The sequence below is a fragment of the Sporosarcina sp. FSL K6-2383 genome, from assembly GCF_038618305.1.
GTDB lineage: Bacteria > Bacillota > Bacilli > Bacillales_A > Planococcaceae > Sporosarcina.
This window is the reverse complement of sequence record NZ_CP152017.1, coordinates 1,145,609-1,162,967: the sequence shown is the minus strand read 5'-3', so window position 1 is coordinate 1,162,967 and position 17,359 is coordinate 1,145,609. Positions and strand designations below refer to the sequence as shown.

Sequence of the window (17,359 nt, the reverse complement as noted above, 5' to 3'; positions counted from 1 at the left end):
CAACGCCGTTTGGGATTATCCAGACGGCGTTGTTTTTTTATAGAGTTGACTGTAATGCTATCAAACTCACTGTCGTCCATTCCATGCTGCGAGTAATCGACGGCTCTTTCATTACCATCCGCATCTCTCCCCTTTGGTATGTTCGGGTCAAATTTCTCTGGTAAATCAGACATATTGATATTTAAGAGATGAATTTGTACTTTTAGGGGAATTTTTCCAAGTTCAATAGTCGACGAAAACCCAATCGGTTTGCCCTTATTAGATAAAATCCAAATACTTATTCATCTTTGTAACATAAATATAATTTATTCTGAGTATTGTCCTATGACTTCAAAGCCGATAGAATAGAGTTATAGAACTATTTGTCGTAGGAAGGAGAATATACATGAAAAAGAAAGTTTTTTCGATGTTAGCAACTGCGGCACTTGCAACATTCATCGCAACAGGAAGTGCAGACGCAGCGACTGAATCATATACCGTCAAGGCTGGCGATACCCTATGGAAAATTGCTTCACAACACAAATTGTCCGTAGACGAGTTGAAAAGCTTAAATAAACTTACGTCCGATGCGATTACAATTGACCAGGTATTGAACATCTCAGGAAAAATAACGAGTCCTTCACCCGCTAATACAAATGGTCCGGCAACTACGTCACCCCAAAAAAGTAGCGTGTTGACCTCTTCCACAAATTCGTGGAAGAATGCGAACACCATTACTACAAATATCAATATAGAAAAATTATCTCCTACTGCTGAAAAAGTCTTATCTGCCATAGTTGATACATCACTTCCCCTTTTGGATACTCCCTATGCTTGGGCTGGCATAACAACGGAAGGATTTGACTGTAGCGGATTCATCCACTACGTCTATCAAGCAGCTGGACTTGATCTACCTCGATTCGATACCATAAATATGTATGTAAACTCTACTTACGTGGATGAGCCTAAAATAGGAGATTTAGTCTTTTTCGAAAATACATACCGAAGTGGAATTTCTCACGCTGGAATCTATCTCGGAAATGGCGAGTTCATCCATGCAGGGACAACGAAAGTTGAAATTTCCTCATTGGAATTAGCTTATTGGAAAGATAAATTCATTGGCTATAAACGCTTTGACCTTCTTTATTAACAACTTCGGCTTTCCCACCAGTAGGGAAAGCTTTTTTTATCCCCTATCCTATCCTTTTTCATAAATGCTACTATTCCAAATAACAATTGTAAGTTATAATCATATAGACATCTGTCAAGACACTCGGAGTGAGGTTGTCAAACTACAATGAAAAGAGGAATTTATCTGATGAAGAAAAACAGTATGTGGTCATTGAACTTCTCAACGGCTGCGCTTGTCCTTATTCCTGCCGCAATCGGCATCAACTATTTAGGGAAATTATTTGCAGGTCTACTCAAGCTACCACTTTGGTTGGATTCTATTGGAACGGTGTTGGCAAGTATGCTTGCAGGTCCGATAATCGGTGGGATTGCTGGTGCTGTAAACAATATTATTTATGGATTTACGGCTGATCCGATTTCATTCGTCTATGCCATTACGTCGGCAGTTATTGGACTTGTCGTCGGAGTTATGGCTTATAAAGGCTGGATAGCGAATGTTGGAAAAGCGCTTGTCTTGGGACTTGTTGTTGGTATTATTGCTGCCACTGTTTCCACGCCACTCAACATCATGTTTTGGGGAGGACAAACAGGGAATGTATGGGGTGACGCACTCTTTGCAACAATGATGTCAAATAACATGCCACTATGGTTTGCTTCATTCGCAGACAGCATTGTTGTCGATGTACCAGACAAAATGGCTACTGTCCTAATCAGTTTCTTAATTTTCAAAGGACTACCTAAAAATGTAGCGCATATGTATGATAATCGTTCAAAAATCGAACGACTGTAAGGAGAGACTTCCGTGAAAAACATGACACTGTATGTTCAAAAGGATTCGGTCATTCATGATGTCGATCCGCTTTCCAAGCTATTATTTGTCTTTATCTCCATCGCATTGACGTACATTGTTCCGAATCATCTATTCGTCATCGGTGTCTTGACGTTTACGCTCCTTCTACTACTTGCCGGCAAAGTACTTCAGTACATTTTGCCGGTTGTTGCACTTAGTATGCTGTTAATCGTTTCAATTATTATCGTGCAAGGCTTCTTCCACCCCGACCGCGCAACCGTTTTGTTTGAAATCGGTCCTTTACCTATTTATAAAGAAGGTTTCGCTTTCGCACTGTTGCTGACCCTCCGGATTATCAATATGGTTTGTGCATTTGGTGTTCTCATCCTAACAACTAAACCGGATAATCTTGTTGAATCGCTTATTCATAAAGGCATGTCGCCCAAAATTGGCTATGTGTTGCTATCTGTCTTGCAGATTATCCCGCAAATGATGGCGATGACAGGCAAAATCACCGATGCACAGCGCGCTCGTGGAATGGAAACGGAAGGTAAATTAGTAACGCGGATAAAATCATTCATCCCTCTTCTCGGTCCCGTCGTTCTTAATTCATTGAACGACACGCGTGAACGGTCGATTGCACTTGAAATACGCGGATTTAACGCCAAAGGGAAGAAAACTTTTTTGAATGAAACCTCGTATTATAAATACGGCTTTCAGCTAAAAATATTGCTTGTCTGCATACTGCTTGCTGTCATCGTTTGGAGGATAATCTTATGACGCGTATTCGTGTAGAAAATCTTACATATAAATATCCGAACACCGACACCTTCGCACTGGACGATGTGTCTTTCACGATTGAAAAAGGACAATTCATTGGCATTACTGGCATGAATACGGCTGGAAAAACGACGCTATGCTATGCACTAAGCGGGCTTATTCCCCACTTTTTCAAGGGAGCATATGGTGGGGATGTTTTCATTGGTGAGATGGAAGTGTTCACACATGATATAAGCGATATTACGGCTAAAGTTGGGCTTATTTTTGAAAATCCGTTTTCCCAAATGACCGGTGCAAAATTTACTGTGTATGATGAAATTGCATTCGGCCTTGAAAACCTCGGTATCCCGCGCGAAGAAATGCATGAACGTATCCAAGAAAGTATGCGACTGCTTGATATCGAAGGATTGCGAGATAACAATCCATTTTCGCTTTCCGGTGGACAAATGCAACGTGTTGCGATTGCCAGTGTCATTGCCATGAAGCCGGATATTTTAATTCTGGATGAGCCAACCTCACAGCTTGACCCACAGGGTTCAGAGGAAGTATTTCGCGTGGTTGAAAACCTGTCGAAGGAAGGCATGACGATTATTATGGTCGAGCAAAAAATGGAGAAACTTGCCGCCTATGCCGACAGAGTTTTCTTGATGCATGGCGGAAAATTGATTGATACCGGCACACCAGCAGAAATTTTTTCACGTGATGATTTGCAGTCGTTCGGTGTAAAACCACCTATCTATACGACTGTTGCGAGGGCTCTTCAACTGCGCAATGAAGAGACTGGACTCTACCCCATTTCCCTTGATGAAATGCCTAGCAATGGCATCGATAGCGACAGCATTCAATTAAAAGGTGAGCTAGTAATTGAAAGTGATTCTCCTGAAATACTTGTCACTGATTTGCATTTTAATTACACAAAGGATAGCCCTATCTTACAAGGCATTAACGTGACATTTCAGGGTGAACCTACCGCGATTATCGGGCAAAATGGCGCGGGGAAAACAACTTTCGTCAAATTGCTAAAATCGTTATTAAAACCAAATGCCGGCAATCTGATGATCAATGGAAACAATATAAAAAACATGACTGCAGCAAAACTTGCTGGTACAATTGGGCTCGTTTTTCAAAATCCAAACGACCAGATTTTCAAAAATAATGTGTTGGATGAAGTGATGTTCGGACCACTGAACATCGGACAAACACCAGAAGTTGCACGGACCAATGCAGAGAAAATGCTGAAGCTGGTTGGTTTGTTGGATAAAGCTGAAGAAAATCCATATGATTTAAGTCTCGCTGAACGGAAAATGATTGCTGTTGCATCCATCCTTGCCATGGATACGGCTATCGTGATTTTCGACGAACCAACGATGGGGCAAGACGCGCAGGGGAAAGCAAAGTTAAAAGAAATTATTCACGGACTGCATACACAGGGTAAACTCGTGCTATGTATTTTACATGACATGGATTTTGTAGCTGAAACATTCGGGCGAACAGTTATCTTTGGTAGTGGAAAACTGCTATACGATGGGCCAACACGCCAAGCGTTCGCAGAGCAAGCCATTCTCGAAACGGCACGGGTGGAGCAGCCCCATCTTACGCAGCTTACTTGTAAAATGGGCTACGACGGGGTTTTATTGTCGATTGATGAATTTGTACAATGATAAAACAAACGACCACCTTGCAAAAAAGCGAGGCGGTCGTTTACTTATAATTTGAATCTTGAAATCATTGTATTTAGGTCCTCCGTTAATTCACGTAAGGCAGTCACCTTATCCACAACTTTTCCGATGGAGTTAAGTTGTTCTTCCGCAGATGCAGAAATCTCTTCACTACCGGCAGCCGTCTGTTCGACAACGGCACTGATGTTTTCTGTATTTTCTAGAACTGTATTATTAAATTTCTGCGACGTGTCCACACCTGCTACAAGATCTTCCAATGCCCCCGTAATGCTATCCATTTTATCTTCAATATTTGTGAAGGCATTGAGCGTACGTGTCACGTTATCATCTTGGGCTGTCGCAATTTCCACACCTTTTCCTACTGATTCCGCAATCGAGCTTAGCCCACCTTTGATAAGATTGACCATATCAAAAATCTGTACGGTCGCCGCAGTAGAAGCATCTGCCAGTTTTCTCACTTCATCAGCAACGACAGCAAATCCTTTCCCTGCTTCTCCAGCCCGGGCTGCTTCAATTGCAGCATTTAAAGCGAGTAAGTTTGTCTGCGCCGCAATATCAGAAACGGTTTTCGCCATCTCTTCGATGCTCCCGGCATATTGTGTAAATTGTTCAGTTGCTTTTTCGATTGATTTCGACGCTTCGTTATTGTTGTCGATTAGCACACGCTGCTCATCAATTGCTCCACGGCCTTCTACAATTGCCTGATTGGCCATTGCTGCTTGTTTTGCAGAATTTCTAGCACGATCAACGTTTGTTCCAAATTCATGATTCATCTGCTCAATGAGCTCTACCGAACTTTGTAGATCCTCAGAAATACTTTGTGTTCCCTTCGCGAGCTCTTCCGTTGAAAGCGTCACTTGATTACTTGCTTCAGCAAGATAACTATTTTCATCTTCCAATTCTTTTGCATAGTTATCCACATTTCGACTCGCAGCATCAATTGATTGGAGGAGAGTGCGAAGCTGGTCAGTCATCGTTGTAAATGAATGATTCAACTGTCCCAATTCATCTTTTTTATCGTAGTGGATTTCCTCTACAACTAGGTTTCCCGCTGCAATTTCCTCTGCATTCGCTGCTAGCTTCTTCAGTGGATTTGTTACAGCATTCGCCAATCGAAGAACAATCACAATCGTTCCTACTATGACAAATATAGTACCAAGTACAGCAAATGTAATGACGTCCTTAATTTGTTTTGCGAGCAATTCTTGTAAATAATCGTAGTGTGCAGATGTATAAAGATCTACCATATAAATATCGTTAACGATCCCTACATTCCGGAGGGATTGTCGATTGATTTCTGCAGAATTGTTCTCTTCAACTGCCGCTAGTGCTGCTTCTTTCAATACAACAAATTTCTCCTGTGCTTCTACTAAAATAGCACGTGCTTCTTTCTCTTTTACCAGGCTCCCAGCGGCTTCAAATGCTAATGTTGTCGAATCAAGCTGATTACGCACATTTTCCTTATTACCGTCAGTCATATTATAAGCGAGCGTATTCAAGCTATTCATTGTTGCTTTCGTTTCAGCATTCACATCATGGACTGCTAATAGGACATTTACATAATCACTGCTTGTATTTTGAATCGCCATCATTCTAAATATAATTACCGCTATCATTACTATAGAAAGACCGAGCACGGAGAGTGAATTGAGTAATATCTTTTTCTTAATGGTCATGTTCATATTCCCCTCCCTATTTCATTTCCGAAGTAGCTTTTTCTAAGTATCCGTCCAGTCTATTTTGGTCCTCCTGCGTTAAATCGAGAACACGGAATGGAGCGAGTCCAACCGCATTTTCCGCAAGCCCAAGCTCAACATGACCTGATGGGATTTCCCCAGTTTCTTTATAGGCATGGATAATATCAAATAAGGCAAGATCGATCTTCTTCATCATCGATGTAATGACAGCTTTTTCTGCGTAAAAGTATTGATCACTATCTACCCCAATTGCGTAGACACCCTGTTTTTCAGCTTCTTGCAGCATGCCAACTCCTGTAAATCCAGCCGCAGCATACAGAACGTCCGCCTGACTATCAATCATATTTGCTGCAATTTCTGCTCCAAGTGCATCATTATCGAAGCTTCCGGCGTATTCAGTCATAATTTCAATCGTTGGATTCACTGATTTTGCGCCTTGCACGAAGCCTTGCTCAAAACGTTGAATGAGTGGGGCTTCTACGCCACCAATAAAACCGATTGTCTGCGTTTCCGACACCGTCGCCGCAACTATACCCGCTAGAACACTTCCCTCGTTTTCCTTGAAGGTAATTGAAGTAATATTGTTCATTTCCGATACCGCGTCAACCAAAACGAAGGATTGTTGCGGATAGGCTTGTGCTACTTTTTCAAGTGCTTCTTGGCCGGTAAATCCAAGCGCGAACACTAAATCATTTCCGTTGTTAGCTAGTTGTTCAAATCCACTTTCATACGTGCCTGTATCTGCAAGCTCTAAGTATTCGACAACAATACCATCTTCATCTCGCGCCTTCATCAAACCCGCAAAAGCCAAATCCGAAAATGATTGATCTCCAAGGCCGTTTTCAGAAAGCATAACGCCAACCTTCACTTTCCCTTCAAGCGGATTTCTTTCTTCTAGACCACAGGCCCCAAGTAACAGTGTTATAAATAAAACAACTATTATTTTATTTTTCATATGATACACTCACTTTCTCTAAGCTATATACAGTAATCATTTCAATATAACTATTTGTTTCTACCCTCTTCTTCGGATGAATGTTTGAAAGTTGAATAGATTTCCAGATAACCATCCAATGTTCTTTAACTCCAATAATTCTGACTAGGAGAGCCAAAAAGCACATTTTGTCAATCTGTATGTTGACTCTATTAACCTATTTTTCGCCCTCCTAATCTTAAAACCTTGTCACTCCAACGTTTGTTGGCTATACTTAATAAAGAATGTCTCAGACAAGTCAAAGTAGACGGAGTGAATTGAATGTTCAAGGATAATCGTTATCTTCATTATGACGCAACCGGATTTCGCAAGGATTTGATTGCGGGAATTACAGTTGGTATTGTAGCCATTCCGCTCGGGATGGCTTTTGCAATTGCCTCGGGGGTCAAGCCTGAGTATGGTCTTTACACGACAATCATCGCCGGCCTTCTCGTTGCATTATTAGGAGGATCTCGTTTTCAGATTGCCGGACCTACAGGCGCTTTCATCCCGATTCTACTAGCAATCGTTCTGCAATACGGTTATGAGGATTTGCTAATTGCCGGATTTTTGGCCGGTGTTTTCCTCGTCATTATGAGTTTTCTCGGCATTAGTAGTCTGATCCACTTTGTTCCACGCTCGGTTACAATCGGCTTCACAACTGGAATCGCTGTTATCATTTTTACAGGTCAGTTTGGCAACTTCTTCGGCATCACCGATCTAGAGAAAAAAGAATTTTTTCATGAAAATATGGTTGATCTCTTCAAGCAATTCCATACGGTAAATCCCTACAGTATTCTAGTCGCAGTTATCGGATTAGCCGTCATCTTTTTATTACCAAGGATTGCTCCACATATTCCTTTACTACTCGTTGCATTACTCGTTCCAACAATCATTTCATTTTTCCTATTCCCCGGGAAATTAGAAACCATTGGAACGGCATTCGGCGGGATTCCAAAGACCCTACCAAGCTTCCATTTTCCACACATCACCTTATCTAAATTGGTATCTCTATGGCAGCCCGCGCTCATTATTGCCGCACTCGGTGCCATTGAATCACTGCTATCAGCGGTTGTTGCAGATAGTATGAAAAGCGGGGAGAAGCATGATTCAAAGAGGGAGCTGTTCGGACAGGGAATTGCCAACATTATTACACCATTATTCGGGGGTATTCCTGCAACTGGGGCAATCGCAAGAACTGCGACAAATATTCGTTCCGGTGCTGTCAGTCCAATATCTGGAGTTGTGCAAAGTCTATTTGTTTTGGCTTTTTTACTGTTATTCGCCCCCTATGCGTCGCATATTCCGCTAGCGGCGATGGCACCGATTTTGATGTATGTCGCGTGGAATATGAGTGCTCGAAAAGCGTTCATTCATATTCTATCGATTCGTTCAGGAGATTCTATTGTTTTATTAACAACATTTCTATTGACGATTTTTATCAATTTAACCGTCGCCGTTCAAGTTGGGATTTTACTAGCAGCCCTCTCGTTCCTGAAGAAAATGAGTGGAAAACTCCATATTGAGGAGGCAAAGCTATCTGATGTAGAGATTGTTAAATTCGGTATGGATGGCCCTACTTCATTAACGAAGTATACTGTAGATGGTCCTATTTTCTTTGGGACCGCCAAAATATTTGAAAATAAATATCCACAGCTGCTTGAATCTGGTGCGACAAAAATCATTCTCGATATGGAACACCTTTCTGTTGTTGATGCAACAGGGGAGGCAACACTTTTTGCTTTGCTTGATGACGCGGATAAAAGGGGAATTCAAATCATTATCAAGCGTTTACCAAAAGATAAAATTTTGTTATTTAAGAAAAGTGGCTTGGAAGATCGAATTGGCGTAGATAACTTTTTTATGTAGGTAATGCTGTGCCCAATTGGGTAACTTAACAAGGTTTTCGGCAAAGTTGACAACGTTCGATCCAGTAAACAATATAATCAACAAACTAGACAACGTTTTTCGGAAACTAGACAACGCTTTCGGGAAAGTTAACAACGTTTGATCAAGTAAGCAACATAATCAACAAACTAGACAACGTTTTTCGGAAACTAAACAACATTTTCAGCAAAGTAGACAACGTTCACTATCCCTAAATACCTAACAAGGAGGACTTATCCATAACGGATAGTCCTCCTTGTTGTTATTCTTCCAAAAAAGAAGCTTTTTTCAATGTAGTGGTCAAAATACGCGCGTCAATATCGAGGGCTTCTCGATTATATAGTAATGACTCAGTCGCCTTTCCAAATCATCTGTCAAATCGTCAAATGCCCAGCACCCGATTCCTATACCTACCAAAATTTCCCGATTTTCCGTAGTCGTAATAATGCCTTTCCAACTGATCCCAGAATATGCATGGAAATGTTCAAACCACATAGTAACTTGTTCTTTCACTATCACCGAAACCGCTCGACTTAATAAACGACTTACAGCTTCCACTTCACTCGTGCATAAATTACAAGCATCACAAAGTTTATCGCCGCACTAATAAACGTACCATATGCAATCGATGAAGCACCAAACGCATCCTTCATTAAATAGATAACTGCTATATTAATCCCCAAGACACTAATCACACTGAATATGACCGGCACAATTGAATTAGCTTTTGCATAATAAAATCGAGTAATAAACGTATTCGCAGCCAAGAAGAACATCGACAGCGCAAATACTTGGAATATCGGTGTCATCAACAAGGTCGATTCTCTCGTAAATTCCCCTCGTTCGAAAACGAAACTGATAAGCGGTTCCGCAAAAAAGTACGCGACAGCCGTTGCTGGTGCAAGTAGTGTAACTAAATAGAGCATCCCTTTTTTATAAAGCTTGCGGATGGTCTCCATATCGCCCTCTCCTTCTTTTTTACTCAAAAGAGGGTAAATAACCGTTGTCACCGCAGTCATCAGAATTGCCTGTGGAAGGCCTGTCGATTTCGATGCGTAGTTAACCGCTGAAATCACACCTGCATCAAATTGAGCCGCTACAATTCGATGGATAAGGATATAGAATTGTAATGAGGCTCCACCAAACAAAATCGGCAACGCGATGACCCATAACCGTTTAACATCATCAGACATGCCAAAAGATGGTTTTAACGAATATAGTTTTGATCTCCGAAAACCAACATACAAGAATCCTCCCATTAAAATGGCAGCTATCATAGCACCAATTCCGTAGGATTCCGCTCCAAACGGCTTCGTCAGCAGCACAGCAATTCCGACAAATGCCGCATTGTAGAGCAGTACTGCCATACTCGACAAATTGTATTTACCATTGATATTTAGCGCCCCACTCATCCATGTCGATAACACAAGAATGATAGAAGAAGGCATCATCCAAAGATAAAGATTACGTATCAATGCGAAATCCTCGGCACTTCGATTGTTGAAAAACAGCTTTAACACTGGATCTGTAAAGATCATTAAGAAAGCCGTTATCGACACAGCCGCCACAAGAACAGTCGTAAACGATTTGCGTACATACAAGGACTTATCCGTTCTCGTCGAATGATAGACCGATATAAACGCCGTCGTCAATCCCCCACCTACCACGAGGTAAATGAAATTCGGTATTGCATACGCTGTCGCAATGGCATCCGCCGTCGTCGTTGTGCCATACTGGTTCCCAATGACAACTTCTCGTAAAAAACCAAACATCCGCGCCACGATATTAATCACAGCGACAGCCCCGATAATTTTCATCATTTTACTCATTACGATCAACCTGACCTTTCTCAGCTGAACGATAAATCGATAATAACTTCTCTAAAATAGCTTCAAAGGAGTGTTCCGCAATTCTTGCGCGCACAACGGCTTCATCAATCACCTCTTCATCTAGCACACTCCACATACCTTGCGCCAACGAGTCCGGATTTTTCGCTTCGACTAAAACCCCAGCACCATCCTTCAATAAATAAGACAGCCCACCAACATCTGTACCAACAACCTTCGTGCCAGCAGACATGGCCTCAAGTGCGACCAATCCAAAGCCCTCATGGTGTGAAGGCAAAATCAGTGCATCGGCAGCCGACATCCAAAGAGATAACGCAGCTTGTCCTAATGGCTCTTTAAAGTGGATATCTTCCACATCCTTATCGCGGATAAACGACCGCAACTCTTCGAAAAAATGACTATCTTTCTGCGAACCAACGATATACAACGAGCTATCAGGTAACGACAATTTCAACGAATCGAACGCTTCAACAAGTTCAAGCAACCCTTTTGCTCGGGTAATATTCCCTACGAATAGCAGTATTTTTTCATCTTGCGACAGGCCAATCTGGTTGCGGGCCTCCTCTTTCTGCACATAGTTAAAGACAGACGTATCAACACCCATGCTCATGACATGCACGTTTGCATTTGCAACACCGAAACGGCTTGTTACGTCTTTCCGAAGCTTGTCCCCCACAACAATGACAGCCTCCGCCTGTTGCAAAATCCTCTTCGTCATACGAGCAATTCGTTGACTCCTTGCAGCCATTTGATCAATATCGCCACCATGAACCGTTACAACATAAGGAATGCCAAACATCCTTTTCCCCATCAATGACAGAATCCCTGTCGGAAATGCATAATGTGCATGCGTAAGTGATAATTTTTTTTGGTTTTTCATTAAATAAACAACAGAACGACTAAACCATATCATATATTTTTGTAAGGCTCTTACTTTCCCTTTACCCGGATCCTGAATCGCAACTACATCCACATCAAGACCTGCCCATTGAAGAAGCTCCACTTGATTTTTGACAAATAATCCAAATGTCGGATGCTGTGATGACGGATACATATTGCTAAACACAACTATTTTTTTCATGTTAATTCTCATCCTATCCCTATCTATATAATAGCTCATTCGCTACGCCTTTAATTTCATTCAATGATTATAACATATCATGTAACGTTCAACCTCTTGACTGTGAATTCAATAATAAAAAAATAGTGGATTAGTTATTTATCATTATAGCTTTACGGCCCCATCACTGGTAAACTGAATCTACGACTCTAGTATAACAAGGGAGGACACAATGAGAACAATTAAATGGGCTGCCGTTGTACTGATGATCTTCGCTCTCGTTTCCATAGTCCCGGGACGTTCATCTGCACAACAAATTCAATTCAAGGATGTCACACCTACTAAGGAATATTACGAGCAAGTCAATTACATAGCGGGTCTTGGTATTATTAAAGGTTACCAGGAGAAAGATGGAGCGACCTTTAAACCTGGCAATAATCTAACTCGTGCACAAGCAGCTAAAATGCTTATCATTGCTGCCGAAAAGCAGGACATCCCTACTCCGTCTATCGAATTCAAAGATCTTAAAGTTGGAACCGAGCAGTATGATTATGCAAGCCGTGCTGTCGCCCTTGGTTATTTCAAGGCAGATACAAATGGCTACTTTAAACCTAACGAAAACTTAAAACGTGGTGAAATGGGCAATGCACTTGCGGTTGCCTTCAATCTTTCAGAAAAAATTACAGGCGAGCGTCCTATGATGATGACCGATATCTCAAAAGACTATGGCTATGCCGAACGCATCAATGGGCTGTACTATGCTGGCGTTACAAGAGGGGACGCCGGAAAGTTCCTGCCGAATAGCTTTCTAACACGCTCACAGTTCACACTTTTTCTAGCACGTGCGATGGATGAAAAGTTTACTTTAGCAGTCAAACTTCCTGAAGTAACAGCTAGGACCTATTTTGCTAAAGTAACTACTGAAGGCGAAGACGTACTTAACGTTCGCACTTTGCCATCAGTTGATGGCTCTGTTATTCACAAGTTAGGCAGTGGAGATATCGTTGAAGTAGTCGGTCAAACTGGGGATTGGCTACACATTCTTTTCAATCATGGGGTAGGCTATATTAACAGAAGCTACACGATTGAGGTTGGCACGGAAGTACCCCCTGTGATTGCACCACCGACTAGTACAAGCAATTTGACGGGAAAAGTAACCGTTAATAGCCTTAATATCCGGGAATCTGCCAGCACAGACTCTCCCATCATCGACTCATTAACACTTGGACAAACAGTCGAGATACTATCATTGGATGGTTACTGGGCCGAAATCTATATAAATTCAAATATAGGTTATGTCCATAAAAGCTATTTAAAATTACTGAACACAACTAACAAGCCCCTTCAAGATCGAATTATTATATTAGATGCTGGTCACGGCGATCATGATCCAGGTGCTACCAATAATAAAGTAACAGAGAAAAGCATTACCCTAAAAGTCGCTCTGCTTGTAGAAGCTAAGCTGAATAATGCAGGTGCAAATGTCATCATGACACGTTCTGATGATACCTATTTATCATTGGAGCAGCGTACGGAGTTTGCAAAGAAAAATTATGCCGAAACATTTGTCTCTATTCATGTGAATTCTGCTACATCTGCTTCAGCTAAAGGGACTGAAACGTTTTTTGATTCATCTTCTAATCCTAATTCTGCTGAAAGTAAGGCGTTAGCAACTTTGATTCAAAAAAATCTAGTGAAAAACGCCAGCATGACTGATCGAGGCGTGAAGGATGAGCGTTTTTACGTCATTCGAAATAATAACGTTGCTTCCGTACTCATCGAGCTTGCTTTTCTATCAAATACAGATGACTTTAAAAAGCTAACAAGTGATAGCTTTTTGGAAATCTACGCCGAGTCCATTTATCAAGGTCTCGTACAATATTATTCAGCGCCTTAACCGAAAAAACCTGAGAGGATGATCTATTCTCTCAGGTTTTTTATTCATAAAATTTACCTAAAATTAATTTGTTCAATAGTAGCCTAAATGATACACTTAATAAGAATACTATTTTGTCATTATTCAATATATTATTTTGGTGATAAAATAGTAACAACTAAGGGAAAAGGAAGGTGCTCTATGTCTAGTAAATACTTTAAAGGGACTGCAACTGCTATGCTTTTATTAAGTACAGTTGCCATCACACCGGTTCTTGCTGCCGAAACACCAGTCGCTGCTACAGGAGATTTTTCTTTAACTGTTCTTCACACGAATGATACGCACGCCAATCTTAAAACAACGGCTGAACGTGCTGCACTCGTCAAGAAACTGAAAGAAGACCATCCGTATAATGTTCTTCTTGATGCCGGCGACGTCTTTTCAGGTACTCTCTATTTCAATGAGTTTTTAGGAAAAGCGGACCTTGCGGTTATGAACTATCTTGGCTATGATGCTATGACATTTGGCAACCACGAATTTGACCTTGGTTTATCTTCAGAGGGCCATAAAGCATTAGCTGATTTCATCAAGGGCGCAAAGTTCCCATTCGTTAGTTCAAACGTCGATTTCACAGCAGATGGTCTTTTCGATGGCTTACAATCTAGAACAATTGAAGCCGATGCAAAAGATGGAAATATCTACAATGGTATTATTAAAGAAATCAATGGAGAAAAGGTTGGTATTTTCGGACTCACGACAGAAGAAACAGTCGCCATTGCCAGCCCTGAAAAAATAGTATTTACAAATTATATCGTGGAAGCAAAAGCCGCTGTTGCTGCATTTGAAAAAGCGGGTGTCAACAAAATTATCGCCCTTACACATATTGGCTATGATGACTCTGATAAGATCGATAATGATTTACTATTAGCCAAAAACGTACCCGGCATCGATATTATCGTTGGCGGTCATACACATGTCAAACTGGATGAACCAGTTGTTTTAAACAAAGATACTGAACCGGTTGTCATTGTCCAAGCCAATGAGTATAACAAATTCCTCGGACAACTAGATGTTACATTCGATGAAAAAGGTGTTATTAAGGACTATAGTGGCGTTCTACACGCAGTTGGTGGTGAAAATGCAGCAACAGACGCCGCGGCGGCTGAACTACTTAAGCCTTTTACCGCTAAAGTAGATGCAACAACCGAAAAACAAATTGGTGCAACTGCTGATGTTTTCCTAAGCGGTCTTCGTGATATGAGCGAGGACAGCAAGGCGCTCATTGGCGGTGTTCGTGCTGGTGAATCCAATCTAGGAAATCTTATCACAGACGGTATGCTGAAAAAATCAAAAGAAATTGACCCAGAAACTGTGATTGCTTTCCAAAACGGTGGGGGCATTCGTACATCTATTCAACAAGGACCGATTACATATGGTCAGGTTCTGACGGTTCTACCATTTGGTAACCCACTTGCAATCATTGAACTAAGTGGTTCTGAACTGAAAGAAACTTTCGAACATGCGGTTAAAGAATATCCAAAAGAATCTGGTGGCTTCCTTCATGTTTCAGGTATGCAAGTTATTTTTGACGGTGAGGCTGAAGCCGGAAAACGCATCATTTCATTAAATATTGACGGTCAAGAAATCGAAGCCAATAAAATGTATAAAGCAGCTACAAATGTCTTTACGGCAAGAGGCGGCGATGGCTTTGAAGCACTTGGTAAAGCCTATGAGGAAGGTCGTGTGAGCGAGCCTGGCTTCTCCGATTGGGAAAACCTTGCAGATCATTTAAAATCGGTAGGGACGCTCAATACAGGTATTGAAGGACGTATTCTAGCAAAAGTTCCTTATACCGATTTAGCTTATAACAGTAAATCGTATAAATACGTTTCAGATCTTTATTACCGTGGTGTTGTCAATGGAACGGACGCAACATTTGCTCCACAAAAAGAAATGACACGTGCACAAGCTGCTTCTTGGATTGTTCGTTCCCTTGATTTAAAAGCAGATGGAACTGCACCATTCAGTGATATCAGCGATTATGCCGCGGATACACAAGCTGAGATTGCGGCAGCCTATGAAAACGGTCTTGTGAAAGGCGTTGACGGCAAGTTCAATCCTAGCGAAAATGTCACACGTGCACAATTCGCGTTAATGCTCGAACGTGCTTTTACAGCATATACAGGCGAAGCATATAAAGCATCTACGGCTGCACCGTACAGTGATTTCGGTAACTATGATGCCGAAGCAGTCAATGCCATTTCTATGCTTCACGAACTTGGCATTGCATCAGGTTCAGATGGCAAATTTATGCCTACTCGTTCCACGTCACGTGAACAAGCCGCAAAAATTGTTTCAAACTTCATCTACAACATTAAACAGGTGAAGAAAGCTGAATAAGTACTAGCAAAAAGCGTTCCCATACTCCTTCATTTGGAGGGGAACGCTTTTACTTTTTCACCAAGATGGTACACCTAAATGCTTGCCTATCCATCCTTCATCATACATAGCAGAAGTACCCGCATTTCTTAACGGCACAACAACAAACCTCTTTTTGTCATCTCTCTTCACCGCCGTCGGATAAAATACTGGATCAAGCACTTCCGTATAATACTTGCCAGCAACCTCAGTTCTCCTAACAGTAACTCTCGCAATTCCCCCAATATTTGTAGAATCAAACTGCTGAGCAGAGTAAAAATTACCTAGCGAATAAAATACTTTCGTCTTCCCAACCTCATCATATTTCTGCAATACGTGTGGATGATGGCCAAAAATAATATCCGCCCCTGCATCCGAAACGAACTGTGCAAGCTCTTCTTGCCCCTGTGACGGTGTCAGCTGATATTCGTTCCCCCAATGCATAGAGACTACGACCACATCCACAAGTCCCGACAAATGACTGATTTCCTGTTGCATTCGTTCACGGTCGATTAGAGACACTAAATATTCTTTACCGTGTGGAACAGGGTTCCCATTTGTCCCATACGTATAGCTCAGAACTCCAATTTGAATACCGTCGACTTCTAAAATTCGATTGGCTGACTTATCTTCAATCGATGTGTAGGCACCTACATAGGGCATGTTATATTCCTTGATATGCCCTATCGCTTTTCGCAGCCCTGCTTCTTTTCGGTCAATTGTGTGGTTATTCGCAATCGATATCATATCTACGCCATTCACTTTCAAATCCCGAATGATATGCTTGGGACTGTTAAAGCTCGGATACCCGGATAACCCAAGTTCCTTGCCACCTGGCATCGATTCTTGATTGGCTAACAAAAAATCGATACCAATTAGTTTGTCTTTCACGCCAGCAAACGCAAAATCATAATTATCATACGTGAAAAGTGGATGATGCAGAAGGATATCACCAATCATTCCGATAGTAATCGTCTTAGAATGTGGCTCGAAATGCAGTGTTGTTGAATTGCCCCGTTTCAAAAAATCAGCCGGTGCCTTCAGCACGGTAGGCTGCTTATCAAGCAAACTATTTACTCCATAAGCAATAAATCCCCAGCCACTAATAATGAATACAATCATTAATAAGTTCACGATCTTTTTATTCAATAAACTATCTCCAGTCATACTAAATTCAAATCCATTTTGTACATCATTCATTATAGACCAATAGCCGGGTTGGGGGAAATTTCCTTTGCGTTT

At 41.4% G+C, this 17,359-nt stretch carries 12 protein-coding genes; 7 read left to right on the top strand and 5 right to left on the bottom strand.

Annotation, left to right across the window (positions count from 1 at the left end; translation table 11 throughout):
• Nucleotides 1–385: 385 nt before the first annotated feature.
• The 4 genes from MKZ10_RS05840 to MKZ10_RS05825 all read left to right on the top strand — a co-directional run bounded on the left by MKZ10_RS05840 (nucleotide 386) and on the right by MKZ10_RS05825 (nucleotide 4,341).
• Entirely contained in the window at nucleotides 386–1,129 is a 744-nt protein-coding gene (locus tag MKZ10_RS05840) for an NlpC/P60 family protein (RefSeq protein ID WP_342508735.1), read from the top strand.
• A gap of 168 nt (nucleotides 1,130–1,297) precedes the next feature.
• Nucleotides 1,298–1,900, top strand: coding sequence for an ECF transporter S component (locus MKZ10_RS05835; RefSeq protein WP_342508733.1), 603 nt, complete (start codon nucleotides 1,298–1,300; stop codon nucleotides 1,898–1,900).
• A 21-nt stretch (nucleotides 1,901–1,921) separates the two neighbouring features.
• Entirely contained in the window at nucleotides 1,922–2,680 is a 759-nt protein-coding gene (locus MKZ10_RS05830) for an energy-coupling factor transporter transmembrane component T (RefSeq protein WP_342510040.1), read from the top strand.
• Nucleotides 2,677–4,341 (top strand): energy-coupling factor transporter ATPase, encoded by a 1,665-nt coding sequence (locus MKZ10_RS05825; RefSeq protein ID WP_342508731.1) that lies wholly within the window; start codon nucleotides 2,677–2,679, stop codon nucleotides 4,339–4,341. The genes MKZ10_RS05830 and MKZ10_RS05825 overlap by 4 nt, the downstream gene beginning before the upstream one ends.
• A 44-nt stretch (nucleotides 4,342–4,385) precedes the next feature.
• Here the strand turns inward: MKZ10_RS05825 and MKZ10_RS05820 are convergent, their stop codons facing one another.
• Both MKZ10_RS05820 and MKZ10_RS05815 read right to left on the bottom strand, forming a co-directional pair.
• The gene (locus MKZ10_RS05820) at nucleotides 4,386–6,041 is read right to left on the bottom strand and encodes a methyl-accepting chemotaxis protein (protein WP_342508729.1); all 1,656 of its coding nucleotides are present in this window, start codon (nucleotides 6,039–6,041) and stop codon (nucleotides 4,386–4,388) included.
• Between the two features lie 10 nt (nucleotides 6,042–6,051).
• Entirely contained in the window at nucleotides 6,052–7,011 is a 960-nt protein-coding gene (locus tag MKZ10_RS05815) for a BMP family ABC transporter substrate-binding protein (protein WP_342508727.1), read from the bottom strand.
• A gap of 300 nt (nucleotides 7,012–7,311) precedes the next feature.
• On the opposite strand from MKZ10_RS05815, the gene MKZ10_RS05810 reads away from it, so the two are divergent.
• Nucleotides 7,312–8,898 (top strand): SulP family inorganic anion transporter, encoded by a 1,587-nt coding sequence (locus MKZ10_RS05810; protein WP_342508725.1) that lies wholly within the window; start codon nucleotides 7,312–7,314, stop codon nucleotides 8,896–8,898.
• 563 nt (nucleotides 8,899–9,461) lie between these two features.
• On the opposite strand, the gene MKZ10_RS05805 is transcribed toward MKZ10_RS05810, so the two are convergent.
• On the bottom strand, nucleotides 9,462–10,745 hold the full coding sequence (locus MKZ10_RS05805) for a lipid II flippase MurJ (protein WP_342508723.1): 1,284 nt from the start codon (nucleotides 10,743–10,745) through the stop codon (nucleotides 9,462–9,464).
• A complete protein-coding gene (locus tag MKZ10_RS05800; RefSeq protein WP_342508721.1) occupies nucleotides 10,738–11,844 on the bottom strand; it encodes a glycosyltransferase in 1,107 nt (368 codons plus the stop codon). Before MKZ10_RS05800 ends, MKZ10_RS05805 begins: the two co-directional genes overlap by 8 nt.
• A 211-nt stretch (nucleotides 11,845–12,055) precedes the next feature.
• Between MKZ10_RS05800 and MKZ10_RS05795 the strand changes: the two genes are divergently transcribed.
• Together MKZ10_RS05795 and MKZ10_RS05790 are read left to right on the top strand one after the other, a co-directional pair.
• Nucleotides 12,056–13,720 (top strand): N-acetylmuramoyl-L-alanine amidase, encoded by a 1,665-nt coding sequence (locus MKZ10_RS05795; RefSeq protein ID WP_342508719.1) that lies wholly within the window; start codon nucleotides 12,056–12,058, stop codon nucleotides 13,718–13,720.
• A gap of 180 nt (nucleotides 13,721–13,900) precedes the next feature.
• Nucleotides 13,901–16,099 (top strand): 5'-nucleotidase C-terminal domain-containing protein, encoded by a 2,199-nt coding sequence (locus MKZ10_RS05790; RefSeq protein ID WP_342508717.1) that lies wholly within the window; start codon nucleotides 13,901–13,903, stop codon nucleotides 16,097–16,099.
• Nucleotides 16,100–16,156: 57 nt separating this feature from the next.
• On the opposite strand, the gene MKZ10_RS05785 is transcribed toward MKZ10_RS05790, so the two are convergent.
• Nucleotides 16,157–17,266 carry a CapA family protein gene (locus MKZ10_RS05785; protein WP_342508715.1) on the bottom strand — a complete coding sequence of 370 codons (1,110 nt, stop codon included), beginning with the start codon at nucleotides 17,264–17,266 and terminating at the stop codon, nucleotides 16,157–16,159.
• Nucleotides 17,267–17,359: the final 93 nt, after the last annotated feature.